The sequence below is a fragment of the Phytobacter sp. genome, from assembly GCF_059074235.1.
This window is the reverse complement of the sequence record NZ_JCACPZ010000008.1, coordinates 1,286,000-1,301,124: the sequence shown is the minus strand read 5'-3', so window position 1 is coordinate 1,301,124 and position 15,125 is coordinate 1,286,000. Positions and strand designations below refer to the sequence as shown.

Here is a 15,125-nt window from a genome sequence, read left to right as displayed (position 1 = left end):
AACCATACACCGAAGGAAATTTAGTGAATGGTTATGCAAAATAAATGAGTTTTCATTTAAACATCTTTTCGCGATGACAGGAAGAGTAGAGTGTAATTTTCATTGCCGAAATGCCGCTGCATGCCGATAAGTTGAGAGTCAAACTTGCGGCTTCATAAATATAAAGCCATGCGCATAAAATGCAAAGAGGGTGCGGTTGACAGTTGCGTATGTTTATCAATATAATGGAGGCCGATTTAACGTCCCGTCTTCGGTACCAAATCCCAGCATTATTTGCAAATCTTCTGCTAAACGCGTAGAATTTGCCACGTTTCAGGCGCGGGGTGGAGCAGCCTGGTAGCTCGTCGGGCTCATAACCCGAAGGTCGTCGGTTCAAATCCGGCCCCCGCAACCACTTTCCCGAAGTGTTCTTTTTCAAATATACTATGAAGACTTAAGGCCTTCGTCGCTGGATTTGAAAAAAATACTCCCGGAAGGTTCTCCAGGTCGCAGTTGCGACTTTAGGGTTCAGTTATTTAAAGCCCCGATTTATCGGGGTTTTTTGTTATCTGACTACGAAATAACTGGGCTATATGCCCTTTTTTTATGTCTTGGGGGTGGGCTTGTCCACATTAGAGCAAAAATTAACAGAGATGATCACTGCGCCGGTCGAAGCACTGGGCTATGAGCTGGTTGGCATTGAATTTGTGCGTAGCCGCACATCTACGTTGCGTATCTACATTGATAGTGAAAATGGCATCACTGTTGAGGATTGTGCTGATGTTAGCCATCAGGTCAGTGCAGTGATGGATGTCGAAGATCCCATCACGGTAGCTTATAACCTGGAAGTATCCTCACCAGGTCTTGAGCGTCCTTTATTTACGGCGGAACACTACGAGCGTTTTACGGGTGACGAAGTGACACTGGTTCTGCGTATGGCGGTACAAAATCGTCGTAAGTGGCAGGGCATTATCAAAGGTGTCGATGGCGAGATGATCACCGTTACGGTCGAAGGTAAAGATGAAGTGTTCGCATTGAGCAACATTCAGAAAGCGAACCTGGTCCCCCACTTTTAACAGTCTGGATTGAGGTGAAAGGCCCCCGATGAACAAAGAAATTTTGGCTGTTGTTGAAGCTGTTTCAAACGAAAAAGCACTGCCGCGTGAAAAAATCTTCGAAGCGCTGGAAAGTGCTCTGGCTACAGCAACCAAGAAAAAATACGAGCAAGAAATCGACGTGCGCGTCAGCATTGACCGTAAAAGCGGCGATTTCGACACGTTCCGTCGTTGGGTTATTGTCGAAGAAGTAACCCAGCCTACTAAAGAAATCACTCTTGAAGCAGCCCGTTATGAAGACGAAAGCTTCAACGTTGGCGAGTATGTTGAAGACCAGATTGAATCGGTAACCTTTGACCGTATTACAACGCAAACGGCAAAACAGGTTATCGTTCAGAAGGTTCGTGAAGCCGAACGTGCAATGGTCGTTGACCAGTTCCGTGAGCACGAAAGTGAAATCATCACCGGTGTGGTGAAGAAAGTGAACCGCGACAACATCACGCTGGATCTGGGTAGCAACGCTGAAGCTGTTATCCTGCGTGAAGATATGCTCCCGCGTGAGAACTTCCGTCCAGGCGACCGCATCCGTGGTGTTCTGTACGCAGTCCGTCCGGAAGCGCGCGGTGCGCAGTTGTTCGTGACCCGTTCTAAACCTGAAATGCTGATCGAACTGTTCCGCATTGAAGTGCCAGAAATTGGTGAAGAAGTGATTGAGATTAAAGCCGCTGCCCGCGATCCGGGTTCACGTGCCAAAATCGCAGTCAAAACCAACGACAAACGCATCGACCCGGTTGGTGCTTGTGTCGGTATGCGCGGTGCGCGTGTTCAGGCTGTTTCGACTGAACTCGGCGGCGAGCGTATTGATATCGTCCTGTGGGATGACAACCCGGCTCAGTTTGTTATTAACGCGATGGCACCAGCTGATGTTGCTTCTATCGTGGTTGATGAAGACAAACACACCATGGATATCGCAGTTGAAGCCGGTAATCTGGCACAGGCGATTGGACGTAACGGTCAGAACGTCCGCCTGGCGTCACAACTGAGCGGCTGGGAACTCAACGTCATGACCGTTGATGACCTGCAGGCTAAACATCAGGCTGAAGCACATGCAGCCATTGATACCTTCACCAAGTATCTCGATATCGATGAAGATTTCGCGACTGTACTGGTAGAAGAAGGCTTTGCAACGCTCGAAGAACTGGCCTATGTGCCAATGAAAGAACTGTTGGAAATCGATGGCCTTGATGAAGCGACCGTCGAAGCGCTGCGCGAGCGTGCCAAAAACGCACTGACCACTCTGGCACTGGCCCAGGAAGAAAGCCTTGGTGATAACAAACCAGCCGACGATCTGCTGAATCTGGAAGGATTGGATCGCGAAATGGCCTTCAAACTGGCTGCCCGTGGTGTTTGTACGCTGGAAGATCTCGCCGAACAGGGCATTGATGATCTGGCTGATATTGAAGGGTTGAACGACGAGAAAGCCGGTGAGCTGATCATGGCAGCCCGTAATATTTGCTGGTTCGGTGACGAAGCGTAATAAACTGTAGCAGGAAGGAACAGCATGACAGATGTAACCGTAAAAACGCTGGCTGCAGAGATACAGACCTCCGTGGACCGCCTGGTACAGCAATTTGCTGATGCAGGTATCCCGAAGGCTGCTGATGACTCTGTGTCCGCGCAAGAGAAGCAAACCTTACTGGCGCACCTGAACCGTGATAATGGTTCTGCTCCTGATAAGTTGACATTGCAGCGTAAAACGCGCAGTACTCTCAACATTCCTGGTACCGGTGGAAAGAGTAAATCGGTACAAATTGAAGTCCGCAAAACACGCACCTTTGTAAAACGCGATCCGCAAGAGGCTGAACGTCTTGCCGCGGAAGAGCAGGCGCAGCGTGAAGCGGAAGAGCAGGCCCGTCGTGAAGCAGAAGAAACTGCTAAACGCGAGGCGCAACAAAAAGCTGAACGTGAGGCCGCAGAACAAGCGAAACGTGAATCCGCTGAGAAAGCGAAACGTGAAGTTGCGGAAAAAGACAAAGTGAGCAATCAACAAACCGACGATATGACCAAAACTGCCCATGCTGAAAAAGCCCGCCGTGAAGCGGAAGCTGCTGAGCTGAAACGTAAAGCTGAAGAAGAAGCTCGTCGCAAGCTTGAAGAAGAAGCTCGCCGCGTTGCTGATGACGCGCGTCGTATGGCTGAAGAAAACGCTGGCGTCTGGGCTGAGCAAGAGAAAGTGGAAGAAGACAAGAGCGATTATCATGTCACCACTTCTCAACACGCTCGTCAGGCTGAAGACGAAAACGACCGTGAAGTTGAAGGCGGCCGTGGTCGTAGCCGTAGCACTAAAGCTGCGCGTCCGGCGAAGAAAGGCAACAAGCATGCTGAGTCGAAAGCCGATCGTGAAGAAGCCCGTGCTGCCGTTCGTGGCGGTAAAGGTGGTAAGCGCAAAGGTTCTTCACTGCAGCAAAGCTTCCAGAAACCTGTTCAGGCAGTTAACCGTGACGTTGTGATTGGCGAGACCATCACCGTGGGTGAACTGGCGAACAAAATGGCGGTTAAAGGCTCTCAGGTCATCAAAGCGATGATGAAACTGGGTGCAATGGCAACCATCAACCAGGTTATCGATCAGGAAACTGCTCAGCTGGTTGCTGAAGAAATGGGCCACAAAGTTACCCTGCGTCGTGAGAACGAGCTGGAAGAAGCGGTAATGAGTGACCGTGATACTGGTGTTGCAGCAGAACCACGCGCACCGGTCGTGACCATCATGGGCCACGTTGACCACGGTAAAACCTCTCTGCTGGACTACATTCGTTCCACGAAAGTGGCTTCGGGTGAAGCGGGCGGCATTACTCAGCACATCGGTGCTTACCACGTTGAAACTGACAACGGTATGATCACCTTCCTGGATACCCCGGGCCACGCCGCATTTACCTCCATGCGTGCACGTGGTGCGCAGGCGACGGATATCGTTGTTCTGGTCGTTGCAGCTGACGATGGCGTGATGCCGCAGACTATCGAAGCTATCCAGCACGCGAAAGCGGCGCAGGTGCCGGTAGTGGTTGCGGTAAACAAAATCGATAAGCCAGAAGCCGATCCGGACCGCGTGAAGCAGGAACTGTCTCAGTACGGCATCATGCCGGAAGCATGGGGCGGTGAAAGCCAGTTCGTTCATGTATCTGCAAAAGCGGGTACAGGCATCGACGAACTGCTGGATGCTATCCTGCTGCAGGCTGAAGTTCTTGAACTGAAAGCTATCCGTAATGGTATGGCGAGCGGTGCAGTTATCGAATCCTTCCTGGATAAAGGTCGTGGTCCGGTTGCCACTGTTCTGGTACGTGAAGGTACGCTGCATAAAGGTGATATCGTTCTGTGTGGCTTCGAATACGGTCGTGTTCGTGCAATGCGTGACGAACTGGGTCGTGAAGTTACCGAAGCGGGCCCGTCTATCCCTGTAGAAATCCTTGGCCTGTCCGGTGTTCCTGCTGCGGGTGACGAAGCGACAGTTGTTCGTGACGAGAAGAAAGCGCGTGAAGTTGCACTGTACCGTCAGGGTAAATTCCGTGAAGTTAAACTGGCTCGCCAGCAGAAATCCAAACTCGAGAACATGTTCGCTAACATGACTGAAGGCGAAGTTCACGAAGTGAACATCGTGCTGAAAGCAGACGTTCAGGGTTCTGTAGAAGCGATCAGCGATTCTCTGCTGAAACTGTCTACCGACGAAGTTAAAGTGAAAATCATTGGTTCTGGCGTAGGTGGTATTACCGAAACCGACGCAACCCTGGCTGCCGCGTCTAACGCTATCCTGGTTGGCTTTAACGTCCGTGCCGATGCTTCTGCTCGTCGCGTGATTGATGCTGAAAGCCTGGATCTGCGTTACTACTCCGTTATTTACCACCTGATCGACGAAGTTAAAGCGGCGATGAGCGGTAAACTGTCTCCGGAGCTGAAACAGCAGATCATTGGTCTGGCTGAAGTTCGTGATGTGTTTAAATCACCGAAATTTGGCGCCATCGCAGGTTGTATGGTTACCGAAGGTACGATCAAACGTCACAACCCAATCCGCGTTCTGCGTGACAACGTGGTTATCTACGAAGGCGAGCTGGAATCCCTGCGCCGCTTCAAAGATGACGTCAACGAAGTCCGTAACGGTATGGAATGTGGTATCGGCGTTAAGAACTACAACGACGTTCGCGTTGGCGATATGATTGAAGTGTTCGAGATCATCGAGATCCAACGTAGCATCGACTAATCCACGTCACGGTTTGAGTTTCGACTCAGCACCTGAAGTGGAAAGAGTAGGCCGGGTAAGCGGAGCGCCACCCGGCAAAAAATTTAAAAAGGGGCTTTTGGCCCCTTTTTTGTCTTTATTCTGGAGAATTTATTATGGCGAAAGAATTTGGTCGCCCACAGCGTGTGTCACAGGAACTGCAAAAAGAAATTGCAATCATCCTGCAGCGCGAAATTAAAGATCCGCGTCTGGGTATGATGACCACCGTATCCGGTGTCGAAGTGTCCCGCGATCTGGCTTATGCCAAAGTGTTTGTCACCTTCCTGAATGACCAGGATGAAGCCTCTGTAAAAGCCGGCATTCGTGCGTTGCAGGATGCGTCTGGTTTCATCCGTACGTTAGTGGGCAAAGCAATGCGCCTGCGTATCGTGCCGGAGTTGACCTTCTTCTACGACAACTCCCTGGTTGAAGGGATGCGCATGTCTAACCTGGTGACCAGCGTAGTGAAGCACGATGATGAACGTCGTGTGAATCCGGATGAAAGCGGCGATAGCAAGGAGGACTGATGAGTCGTCCTCGTCGTCGTGGTCGTGACATACACGGCGTATTGTTGCTGGATAAACCGCAAGGGGCATCCAGCAATGATGTGCTGCAGAAAGTAAAGCGTCTGTACAATGCCAATCGCGCCGGACACACGGGTGCGCTGGACCCGTTGGCTACTGGTATGCTTCCCATCTGTTTGGGTGAAGCGACCAAGTTTTCTCAGTACTTGCTTGATTCAGATAAGCGTTATCGCGTGATAGCCCGGCTTGGGCAGCGTACCGATACTTCTGATGCTGATGGTCAGGTCGTCGAAGAGCGCCCGGTGACATTCAGTGCTGAGCAACTGGCATCTGCGCTGGAAAGTTTTCGCGGTGAAACCTCCCAGGTTCCTTCGATGTATTCTGCCCTGAAATATCAGGGGAAGAAATTGTACGAATATGCGCGCCAGGGCATTGACGTCCCGCGTGAAGCCCGGCCAATCACCGTATATGAATTGCTGTTTATTCGCCATGAAGGCAACGAGATTGAGCTGGAAATTCACTGCTCAAAAGGCACGTATATTCGCACCATCATCGATGATCTCGGTGAGAAGCTGGGGTGTGGCGCACACGTCATCTTCCTGCGCCGTCTTGCGGTCAGTAAATATCCGGCTGAGCGGATGGTGACGCTGGAACAGCTGCATGAGCTGGTTGAAAAAGCCGAGTCGCAGGCTATTCCTTCAACAGAACTGCTGGATCCGTTGTTGATGCCGATGGACAGTCCGGCTGCGGACTATCCTGTCGTCAACATAACGTCCACTGTAGCCGCGTATTTTAAATTGGGTCAGACGGTACGCACCTCTGTTATGTCGCTGGAAGGTCTGGTGCGCGTGACGGAAGGCGATGATGCTGCATTTATCGGTATGGGTGAAATGGCTGATGATGGGCGTCTTTCGCCGCGTCGCCTGGTGGTTGAGTACCCACCAGTCTAAGCCTCACCTTGCGATAAACAGACACTACGAGTAGAATATTGCCGCTTAATGCCGGGGCAATTGTTTAACAATGTGTTGGCATTACACTGGGGTAGCTGAATTAGAGATCGGCACCCTTTCATTATTTTTATCACTGGAGTTCAAAATGTCTCTAAGCGTTGAAGCTAAAGCAAAAATCGTTTCCGAGTTTGGTCGTGGCGAAAATGACAGCGGTTCTACCGAGGTTCAGGTTGCCCTGCTGACTGCTCAGATTAACCACCTGCAAGGTCACTTTGCAGAGCACAAAAAAGATCACCACAGCCGTCGTGGTCTGCTGCGCATGGTTTCTCAGCGTCGTAAACTGCTCGACTACCTGAAACGTAAAGATGTTGCACGCTACACCGCGCTGATCGAGCGTCTGGGTCTGCGTCGCTAAGTCTGGCGAGTTTCAGAGAAAGGGGCCGTAAGGCCCCTTTTTTCAACCAGACGGCAGCAATTAACGGTACAATAATGTATTGTTGCCATGATGATCTTCGTTGCAGAGGTTCGCGCGGCTAATGAGAGGCTTTACCCGGAGAACACGGGTTAGGGTTGTCATTAGTCGCGAGGATGCAAAGAGGATCGGGTTTAAACGACAGTACGCTAAAGGTGTGCTGCCATTCATTAAGAAAGGACAATACTTTGCTTAATCCGATCGTTCGTAAGTTCCAATACGGGCAACACACCGTCACGCTGGAAACCGGCATGATGGCGCGTCAGGCCACTGCAGCCGTTATGGTTAGCATGGATGACACCGCGGTATTTGTGACCGTAGTTGGCCAGAAAAAAGCAAAACCGGGTCAGGACTTCTTCCCACTGACCGTTAACTACCAGGAGCGTACCTACGCTGCAGGTAAAATCCCGGGTGGTTTCTTCCGTCGTGAAGGCCGTCCAAGCGAAGGCGAAACCCTGATTGCGCGTCTGATTGACCGCCCGGTTCGCCCGCTGTTCCCGGAAGGCTTCGTTAACGAAGTTCAGGTTATCGCTACCGTGGTTTCTGTGAATCCACAGGTTAACCCGGATATCGTTGCGATGATTGGCGCATCTGCTGCGCTGTCTCTGTCAGGTATTCCGTTCAATGGCCCAATCGGTGCCGCTCGTGTGGGTTACATCAATGACCAGTACGTGCTGAACCCGACTCAGGAAGAGCTGAAAGAAAGTAAGCTGGACCTGGTGGTTGCAGGGACCGAAGGCGCAGTGCTGATGGTTGAATCCGAAGCTGAACTGCTGAGCGAAGACCAGATGTTGGGCGCAGTGGTATTCGGCCACGACCAGCAGCAGGTTGTTATCCAGAACATCAACGATCTGGTGAAAGAAGCCGGTAAACCACGTTGGGACTGGCAGCCAGAAGCCGCAAACGACGCGCTGAACGCACGCGTTGCAGCCCTGGCAGAATCTCGCCTGAGCGATGCTTACCGCGTAACCGACAAACAAGAGCGTTATGCTCTGGTTGACGTGATCAAATCTGAAACTGTTGCCGCTCTGCTGGCAGAAGAAGAAACCCTGGACGCTAACGAACTGGGTGACATTCTGCACGCAATCGAGAAAAACGTCGTTCGTAGCCGCGTACTGGCTGGCGAACCGCGTATCGACGGTCGTGAAAAAGACATGATCCGTGGTCTGGACGTTCGTACTGGCGTTCTGCCACGTACTCACGGTTCTTCTCTGTTCACCCGTGGCGAAACTCAGGCGCTGGTTACAGCTACTCTGGGTACCGCACGTGACGCACAGAACATTGATGAACTGATGGGCGAGCGTACTGACTCCTTCCTGTTCCACTACAACTTCCCTCCGTACTCCGTAGGGGAAACCGGTATGGTCGGTTCGCCGAAGCGTCGTGAAATTGGTCACGGTCGTCTGGCGAAACGCGGCGTGCTGGCAGTTATGCCGGAAGCTGACAAATTCCCGTACACCGTACGTGTTGTGTCCGAAATTACCGAATCTAACGGTTCTTCTTCCATGGCTTCCGTCTGCGGTGCTTCTCTGGCACTGATGGATGCAGGCGTGCCTATCAAGGCTGCTGTTGCGGGTATCGCAATGGGTCTGGTGAAAGAAGGCGATAACTTTGTTGTTCTGTCTGACATCCTTGGTGATGAAGATCACCTGGGCGACATGGACTTTAAAGTTGCTGGTAGCCGCGAAGGTATCTCTGCACTGCAGATGGATATCAAAATCGAAGGCATCACCAAAGAGATCATGCAGGTTGCTCTGAACCAGGCTAAAGGTGCGCGTCTGCACATCCTGGGCGTGATGGAACAAGCGATCAACGCACCGCGTGGCGACATTTCTCAGTTCGCTCCGCGTATCCATACCATCAAGATCAATCCAGACAAGATCAAAGACGTCATCGGTAAAGGCGGTTCTGTTATCCGTGCGCTGACTGAAGAAACCGGCACCACCATCGAAATCGAAGATGACGGTACCGTGAAGATCGCTGCGACCGACGGTGAAAAAGCGAAATTCGCGATTCGCCGTATCGAAGAGATTACTGCTGAAATCGAAGTTGGCCGTATCTACGCGGGTAAAGTCACCCGTATCGTTGACTTTGGCGCATTCGTTGCCATTGGTGGCGGTAAAGAAGGTCTGGTACACATCTCTCAGATCGCTGATAAGCGTGTAGAGAAAGTGACTGACTATCTGCAGATGGGTCAGGAAGTGCCGGTGAAAGTTCTGGAAGTTGACCGCCAGGGCCGTATCCGTCTGAGCATTAAAGAAGCCACCGAACAAACTCAGCCTGCAAGCGCGCCGGAAGCGCAGCAAGCAGAGCAGGGCGAGTAAGGTTGTTTTGCCCTCCGTATTTGCGGAGGGCAAATTATCGGGCAGGACGCCGTGTTTGCAGCCGGGGGACAGGACGTTCATCCAATTGTTGTCTTCGGGAGTGGGAAATGAAGCCTTTTTTGCGCTGGTGTTTCGTTGCGACAGCTATAACGCTGGCTGGATGCAGCAACTCTGCCTGGCGTAAGAGCGAAGTCCTCGCGGTGCCATTGCAACCGACTTTGCAGCAAGAAGTGATTCTGGCGCGCATGGAACAAATTCTTGCCAGTCGGGCTTTATCCGATGATGAACGCGCACAGCTTTTATATGAGCGCGGAGTGTTGTATGATAGTCTCGGTCTGAGGGCACTGGCGCGTAATGATTTTTCACAGGCGCTGGCAATCCGACCCGATATGCCTGAGGTATTCAATTACTTAGGCATTTACTTAACGCAGGCAGGCAATTTTGATGCTGCCTATGAAGCGTTTGATTCTGTACTTGAGCTTGATCCAACTTACAACTACGCGCACTTAAATCGCGGAATCGCTTTGTATTACGGCGGTCGCGATAAGTTAGCGCAAGATGATCTGCTGGCGTTTTATCAAGACGATCCCAATGATCCTTTCCGTAGCCTGTGGCTTTATGTCGCTGAGCGTAAGCTCGACGAGAAGCAGGCCAAAGAAGCACTATCTCAGCGCTTCGAAAAATCGGATAAAGAGCAATGGGGATGGAACATTGTCGAGTTCTACCTGGGCAACATTAACGAAGCAACGTTAATGGAACGCCTGAAGGCGGACGCAACGGATAACACCTCGCTCGCTGAGCATCTCAGTGAAACCAACTTCTATTTAGGTAAGTACTACCTAAGTCTGGGGGAAAAGGACAGCGCTACGGCACTGTTCAAATTAGCGGTTGCTAACAACGTACACAACTTCGTTGAGCACCGTTATGCATTGTTGGAACTATCGCTCTTGGGCCAGGAGCAAGACGACCTGGCAGAATCGGACCAGCAATAGCTGACGACATAGACATCAGCCCGTAATCTTTTGATTGCCATCACCTTAACTGGTGAGGGCGTTGTTGTTCGTCAATACATCTACTTTGAGCCGGTTCACACTTTTCAATGAAAATTGCAGATCATTTTCACGATGAGTTATGTAGACTGGCCGCCACTGACCTTGAGGCACTTGTACTACATGGCTGAATTCGAAACCACTTTCTCCGATCTGGGGCTGAAAACCTCTATTATTGAAGCCCTTAACGATCTCGGTTACGAAAAACCTTCTCCGATCCAGGCTGAGTGCATTCCGCACCTGTTGGCTGGACGTGACGTACTGGGCATGGCCCAGACCGGTAGCGGAAAAACTGCAGCGTTCTCGCTGCCGCTGCTGAACAACATTGACCCGGAACTGCGTGCACCGCAGATCCTCGTACTCGCTCCAACCCGTGAACTGGCTGTTCAGGTTGCTGAAGCGATGGCTGATTTCTCTAAACATATGCATGGCGTAAACGTGGTAGCCCTTTATGGCGGCCAGCGTTATGACGTGCAGCTGCGCGCCCTGCGTCAGGGTCCGCAAATCGTTGTGGGTACCCCAGGTCGTCTGCTCGATCACTTAAAACGTGGCACGCTGAACCTGTCCGGCCTGAAAGGTCTGGTACTGGATGAAGCGGATGAAATGCTGCGTATGGGCTTCATCGAAGACGTTGAAACCATCATGGCGCAGATCCCGGCTGAACATCAGACCGCGCTGTTCTCTGCAACCATGCCAGAAGCAATTCGTCGCATTACCCGTCGCTTCATGCAGGATCCGCAGGAAGTGCGCATCCAGTCCAGCGTAACGACTCGCCCGGACATCAGCCAGAGCTACTGGACTGTGTATGGCATGCGTAAAAACGAAGCACTGGTGCGTTTCCTGGAAGCTGAAGATTTTGATGCGGCGATTATCTTCGTTCGTACCAAAAATGCGACCCTGGAAGTGGCTGAAGCGCTGGAACGTAGCGGCTATAACAGTGCTGCGCTGAACGGCGACATGAACCAGGCTCTGCGTGAGCAGACTCTGGAGCGTCTGAAAGACGGTCGTCTGGATATCCTGATTGCAACCGACGTGGCAGCACGTGGTCTGGACGTTGAACGTATCAGCCTGGTTGTTAACTATGACATCCCGATGGACTCAGAGTCTTACGTTCACCGTATCGGCCGTACCGGTCGTGCGGGTCGTGCGGGTCGCGCACTGCTGTTCGTTGAGAACCGCGAGCGTCGTCTGCTGCGTAACATCGAACGCACCATGAAGCTGACTATTCCAGAAGTAGAGCTGCCGAACGCAGAACTGCTGGGCACTCGCCGTCTGGAGAAATTTGCTGCCAAAGTTCAGCAGCAGCTGGAAAGCAGCGATCTGGATCAGTACCGTGCGCTGCTGGCAAAAATCCAGCCGTCCGCTGAAGGTGAAGAACTGGATATCGAAACGCTGGCCGCTGCACTGCTGAAAATGGCGCAGGGTGAACGTGCTCTGATCGTGCCGCCGGATGCACCGATGCGTCCTAAGCGTGAATTCCGTGAGCGTGATGAGCGTTTCGAACGTCGTGGTGACCGCAACGATCGTAACGATCGTGGTCCGCGTGGCGATCGTCCTGAGCGTGGTGGTGAAGACCGTCCGCGTCGTGAGCGTCGTGACGCTGGCGAAATGGAACTTTATCGCATTGAAGTGGGCCGTGATGATGGCGTTGAAGTTCGTCACATCGTGGGTGCTATCGCTAACGAAGGTGATATCAGCAGCCGTTACATTGGTAACATCAAGCTGTTCGGTACTCACTCTACTATCGAGCTGCCGAAAGGCATGCCGGGCGAAGTTCTGCAGCACTTTACCCGCACGCGTATTCTGAACAAACCGATGAATATGCAGCTGCTGGGCGATGCACAGCCGCGTTCTGACCGTGGTCCTCGTCGTGACGGCGATCGTCCTGCTGGCGGTGGTCGTAACTTCGGTGGCGGTGAACGTCGCGAAGGCGGTCGTAACTTCGGTGGCGAGCGTCGTGAAGGCGGTCGCGGTGAAGGTCGTAGCTTCAGCGGTGAGCGTCGTGCGCCACGCCGTGAAGAAGGCACTACCAGCCGTCGCCGTTTCGGTGATGCATAATTACCGGTAGCTCTGCTTTACAAGCTGTAAAGTTTTAAATACAAACCCCGATGACATCATCGGGGTTTCTTTTATCTGTTTTGTACTCTTGTACTGGTACAATGCTGCGGCATTTACGCTTACAGGAGAAGATGTTCATGGCAACACTGACAACCACACAAGCAACCCCGTCGTTGCTGGCTGGCGTGGTGATTATTGGCGGTACGGTAATTGGTGCGGGGATGTTTTCATTACCGGTAGTCATGTCAGGCGCATGGTTCTTCTGGTCGTTCGCGGCACTCGTTTTCACCTGGTTCTGTATGCTGCATTCCGGGTTAATGATTCTGGAAGCCAACCTCAATTACCGCATTGGTTCGAGCTTCGACACCATCACCAAAGATCTGTTGGGCCGCGGCTGGAATGTGATTAACGGTCTCTCAATCGCCTTTGTGCTCTACATTCTGACCTACGCCTATATTTCAGCGAGCGGGTCTATCCTGCACCATACCTTTGTGGAAATGTCGTTTGATGTTGCGCCTCGTGCCGCCGGTCTGGCGTTCGCCCTGCTTGTGGCCTTTATCGTCTGGCTTTCTACGCGTGCCGTCAGCCGGATGACCGCGATTGTCCTCGGTGCGAAGGTCATCACCTTCTTTCTGACCTTTGGTAGCCTGCTGGGGCACGTGCAGCCTGCGACGCTATTCAACGTGGCGGAAGCGAACACATCCTACACGCCATATTTATTGATGACGCTGCCCTTCTGCCTGGCCTCGTTTGGTTATCACGGCAATGTGCCGAGCCTGATGAAGTTTTACGGTAAAGATCCGCGTACCATTACACGTTGCCTCGTCTACGGTACATTGCTGGCGCTGGGGCTCTATACAGTGTGGTTATTGGGGACAATGGGGAACATTCCGCGCCCCGAGTTTATCGGCATCGCTGAGAAGGGCGGCAATATTGACGTGTTAGTACAGGCACTGAGCGGTGTGCTGAATAGCCGTAGCCTGGATTTGCTGCTGGTGGTGTTTTCTAACTTTGCCGTTGCCAGCTCATTTTTGGGAGTCACCCTCGGGTTATTTGATTATCTGGCCGATCTGTTTGGTTTTGACGATTCCGCCATGGGGCGCTTCAAAACCGCACTGCTGACCTTTTTACCACCGATTGCTGGCGGCTTGTTATGGCCGAACGGTTTCTTATATGCGATTGGTTATGCGGGACTGGCGGCAACCATCTGGGCGGCAATTGTGCCTGCGCTACTGGCGAGAGCCTCACGTAAACGCTTCGGTAGCCCTGCGTTTCGCGTATGGGGTGGCACGCCGATGATCGTGCTGATTCTGCTGTTTGGCCTTGGCAATGCGTTGGTGCATATATTATCGAGCTTTGATGTGCTGCCCGTGTATCAGTAAATATTTCCCCTCTCCTGCGGGGGAGAGGGGAATTTCAGGGCTAATCTAGCCCAGCAACTCTTCTTTCACCTGCATCGCCAGCTCAAACGAATGCAAACGGGCCTGGTGATCGAAGATTTGGCCGTTAACCATAATTTCATCAGCCTGCGTTTCGCGCAGCACCGATTCCAGCCCGTGACGCACCTTCGCTTTATCACCCACTAAAGACATGCTTAAGGCTTGTTGAACACCATACTGCTCAGAAGCCGACCATAGCTGGTGCATATTCTCCACCGGCGGAGGCAGTTGGCCGGTTTCGCCCCGACGCAGTTTCATAAACGCCTGCTGCATTGAGGTAAACAGGAATTCCGCATCGCGATTGCTGTCTGCAGCAATAATGTTGATGCACACCATCGCATACGGTTTGTCGAGGCGTGCCGAAGGCTTGAACTGGGTGCGATAGAGATGCAGTGCCTGGAACAGCATATCCGGAGCAAAGTGCGAGGCAAAAGCAAACGGCAGGCCCAACTGGGCGGCCAGTTGCGCGCTGTAGAGGCTTGAGCCTAATAACCAAACAGGGATCTGCTCACCGTAGCCGGGAACCGGGCGCACGTGTGGATTGGGATCGCGGGCATCAAACCAGTCCACCAGTTCCGCAACGTCACGCGGGAAGTTATCGACATCACCACTCATATGGCGGCGCAGCGCGCGCATGGTCGGCTGGTCACTGCCCGGCGCACGGCCCAGGCCTAAATCGATACGTCCTGGGTAGAGGGTATTCAACGTACCAAACTGTTCGGCAATCACCAGCGGCGAATGGTTAGGCAACATCACGCCCCCAGAGCCTAAGTGAAGGGTGGTGGTATTTGCCGCCAGGTAGCCGATCAGGACGGACGTCGCCGCGCTGGCGATGCCGACCATATTATGATGCTCCGCCAGCCAGTAGCGATGATAGCCACGTTTTTCGGCCATTTGCGCCAGAGCCAGAGAGTGTGAAAAAGCTTCCCGGGCGGAAGAGCCTTGTGGGATCGGGGCCAGATCCAGCACCGAAAACGGAATGGTTTTATCAGTCATGTCAGCTCACTT

Annotated in this window: 12 protein-coding genes and 1 tRNA gene; 12 read left to right on the top strand and 1 reads right to left on the bottom strand. The window is 52.4% G+C overall.

The annotated features are described in order from the left end of the window. The first annotated feature begins 317 nt into the window (after positions 1–317). From AC5JPW_RS24055 to mtr, 12 genes are all read left to right on the top strand, one after another. A tRNA-Met gene (locus tag AC5JPW_RS24055) sits at positions 318–394 on the top strand. Positions 395–602: 208 nt separating this feature from the next. Further along, a complete protein-coding gene (rimP, locus tag AC5JPW_RS24050; protein WP_437887888.1) occupies positions 603–1,055 on the top strand; it encodes a ribosome maturation factor RimP in 453 nt (150 codons plus the stop codon). A 28-nt stretch (positions 1,056–1,083) separates the two neighbouring features. Further along, entirely contained in the window at positions 1,084–2,571 is a 1,488-nt protein-coding gene (nusA, locus tag AC5JPW_RS24045; RefSeq protein WP_458045619.1) for a transcription termination factor NusA, read from the top strand. A gap of 24 nt (positions 2,572–2,595) precedes the next feature. Further along, a complete protein-coding gene (gene infB, locus AC5JPW_RS24040; RefSeq protein ID WP_494243712.1) occupies positions 2,596–5,283 on the top strand; it encodes a translation initiation factor IF-2 in 2,688 nt (895 codons plus the stop codon). A 134-nt stretch (positions 5,284–5,417) separates the two neighbouring features. Beyond that, the gene (gene rbfA, locus AC5JPW_RS24035) at positions 5,418–5,828 is read left to right on the top strand and encodes a 30S ribosome-binding factor RbfA (RefSeq protein ID WP_494243710.1); all 411 of its coding nucleotides are present in this window, start codon (positions 5,418–5,420) and stop codon (positions 5,826–5,828) included. After that, the gene (gene truB / locus AC5JPW_RS24030; RefSeq protein ID WP_494243708.1) at positions 5,828–6,775 is read left to right on the top strand and encodes a tRNA pseudouridine(55) synthase TruB; all 948 of its coding nucleotides are present in this window, start codon (positions 5,828–5,830) and stop codon (positions 6,773–6,775) included. The genes rbfA and truB overlap by 1 nt, the downstream gene beginning before the upstream one ends. Before the next feature lie 145 nt (positions 6,776–6,920). After that, positions 6,921–7,190, top strand: a complete 270-nt coding sequence (rpsO, locus tag AC5JPW_RS24025) for a 30S ribosomal protein S15 (protein ID WP_004385056.1) — start codon at positions 6,921–6,923, stop codon at positions 7,188–7,190. Positions 7,191–7,435: 245 nt separating this feature from the next. After that, on the top strand, positions 7,436–9,571 hold the full coding sequence (pnp, locus tag AC5JPW_RS24020; protein WP_494243706.1) for a polyribonucleotide nucleotidyltransferase: 2,136 nt from the start codon (positions 7,436–7,438) through the stop codon (positions 9,569–9,571). A 107-nt stretch (positions 9,572–9,678) separates the two neighbouring features. Beyond that, positions 9,679–10,563 (top strand): lipoprotein NlpI, encoded by an 885-nt coding sequence (gene nlpI / locus AC5JPW_RS24015; protein ID WP_494243704.1) that lies wholly within the window; start codon positions 9,679–9,681, stop codon positions 10,561–10,563. Positions 10,564–10,670: 107 nt separating this feature from the next. Next, positions 10,671–10,751: a protein YrbN gene (gene yrbN, locus AC5JPW_RS24010; RefSeq protein ID WP_494243943.1), complete on the top strand. Its 81-nt coding sequence runs from the start codon at positions 10,671–10,673 to the stop codon at positions 10,749–10,751. Then, positions 10,744–12,678: a DEAD/DEAH family ATP-dependent RNA helicase gene (locus AC5JPW_RS24005; protein ID WP_494243702.1), complete on the top strand. Its 1,935-nt coding sequence runs from the start codon at positions 10,744–10,746 to the stop codon at positions 12,676–12,678. Before yrbN ends, AC5JPW_RS24005 begins: the two co-directional genes overlap by 8 nt. A 137-nt stretch (positions 12,679–12,815) precedes the next feature. Beyond that, positions 12,816–14,060: a tryptophan permease gene (mtr, locus tag AC5JPW_RS24000; protein ID WP_494243701.1), complete on the top strand. Its 1,245-nt coding sequence runs from the start codon at positions 12,816–12,818 to the stop codon at positions 14,058–14,060. Positions 14,061–14,105: 45 nt separating this feature from the next. On the opposite strand, the gene AC5JPW_RS23995 is transcribed toward mtr, so the two are convergent. Then, positions 14,106–15,113 carry a luciferase-like monooxygenase gene (locus tag AC5JPW_RS23995; RefSeq protein ID WP_494243699.1) on the bottom strand — a complete coding sequence of 336 codons (1,008 nt, stop codon included), beginning with the start codon at positions 15,111–15,113 and terminating at the stop codon, positions 14,106–14,108. Positions 15,114–15,125 lie beyond the last annotated feature (12 nt).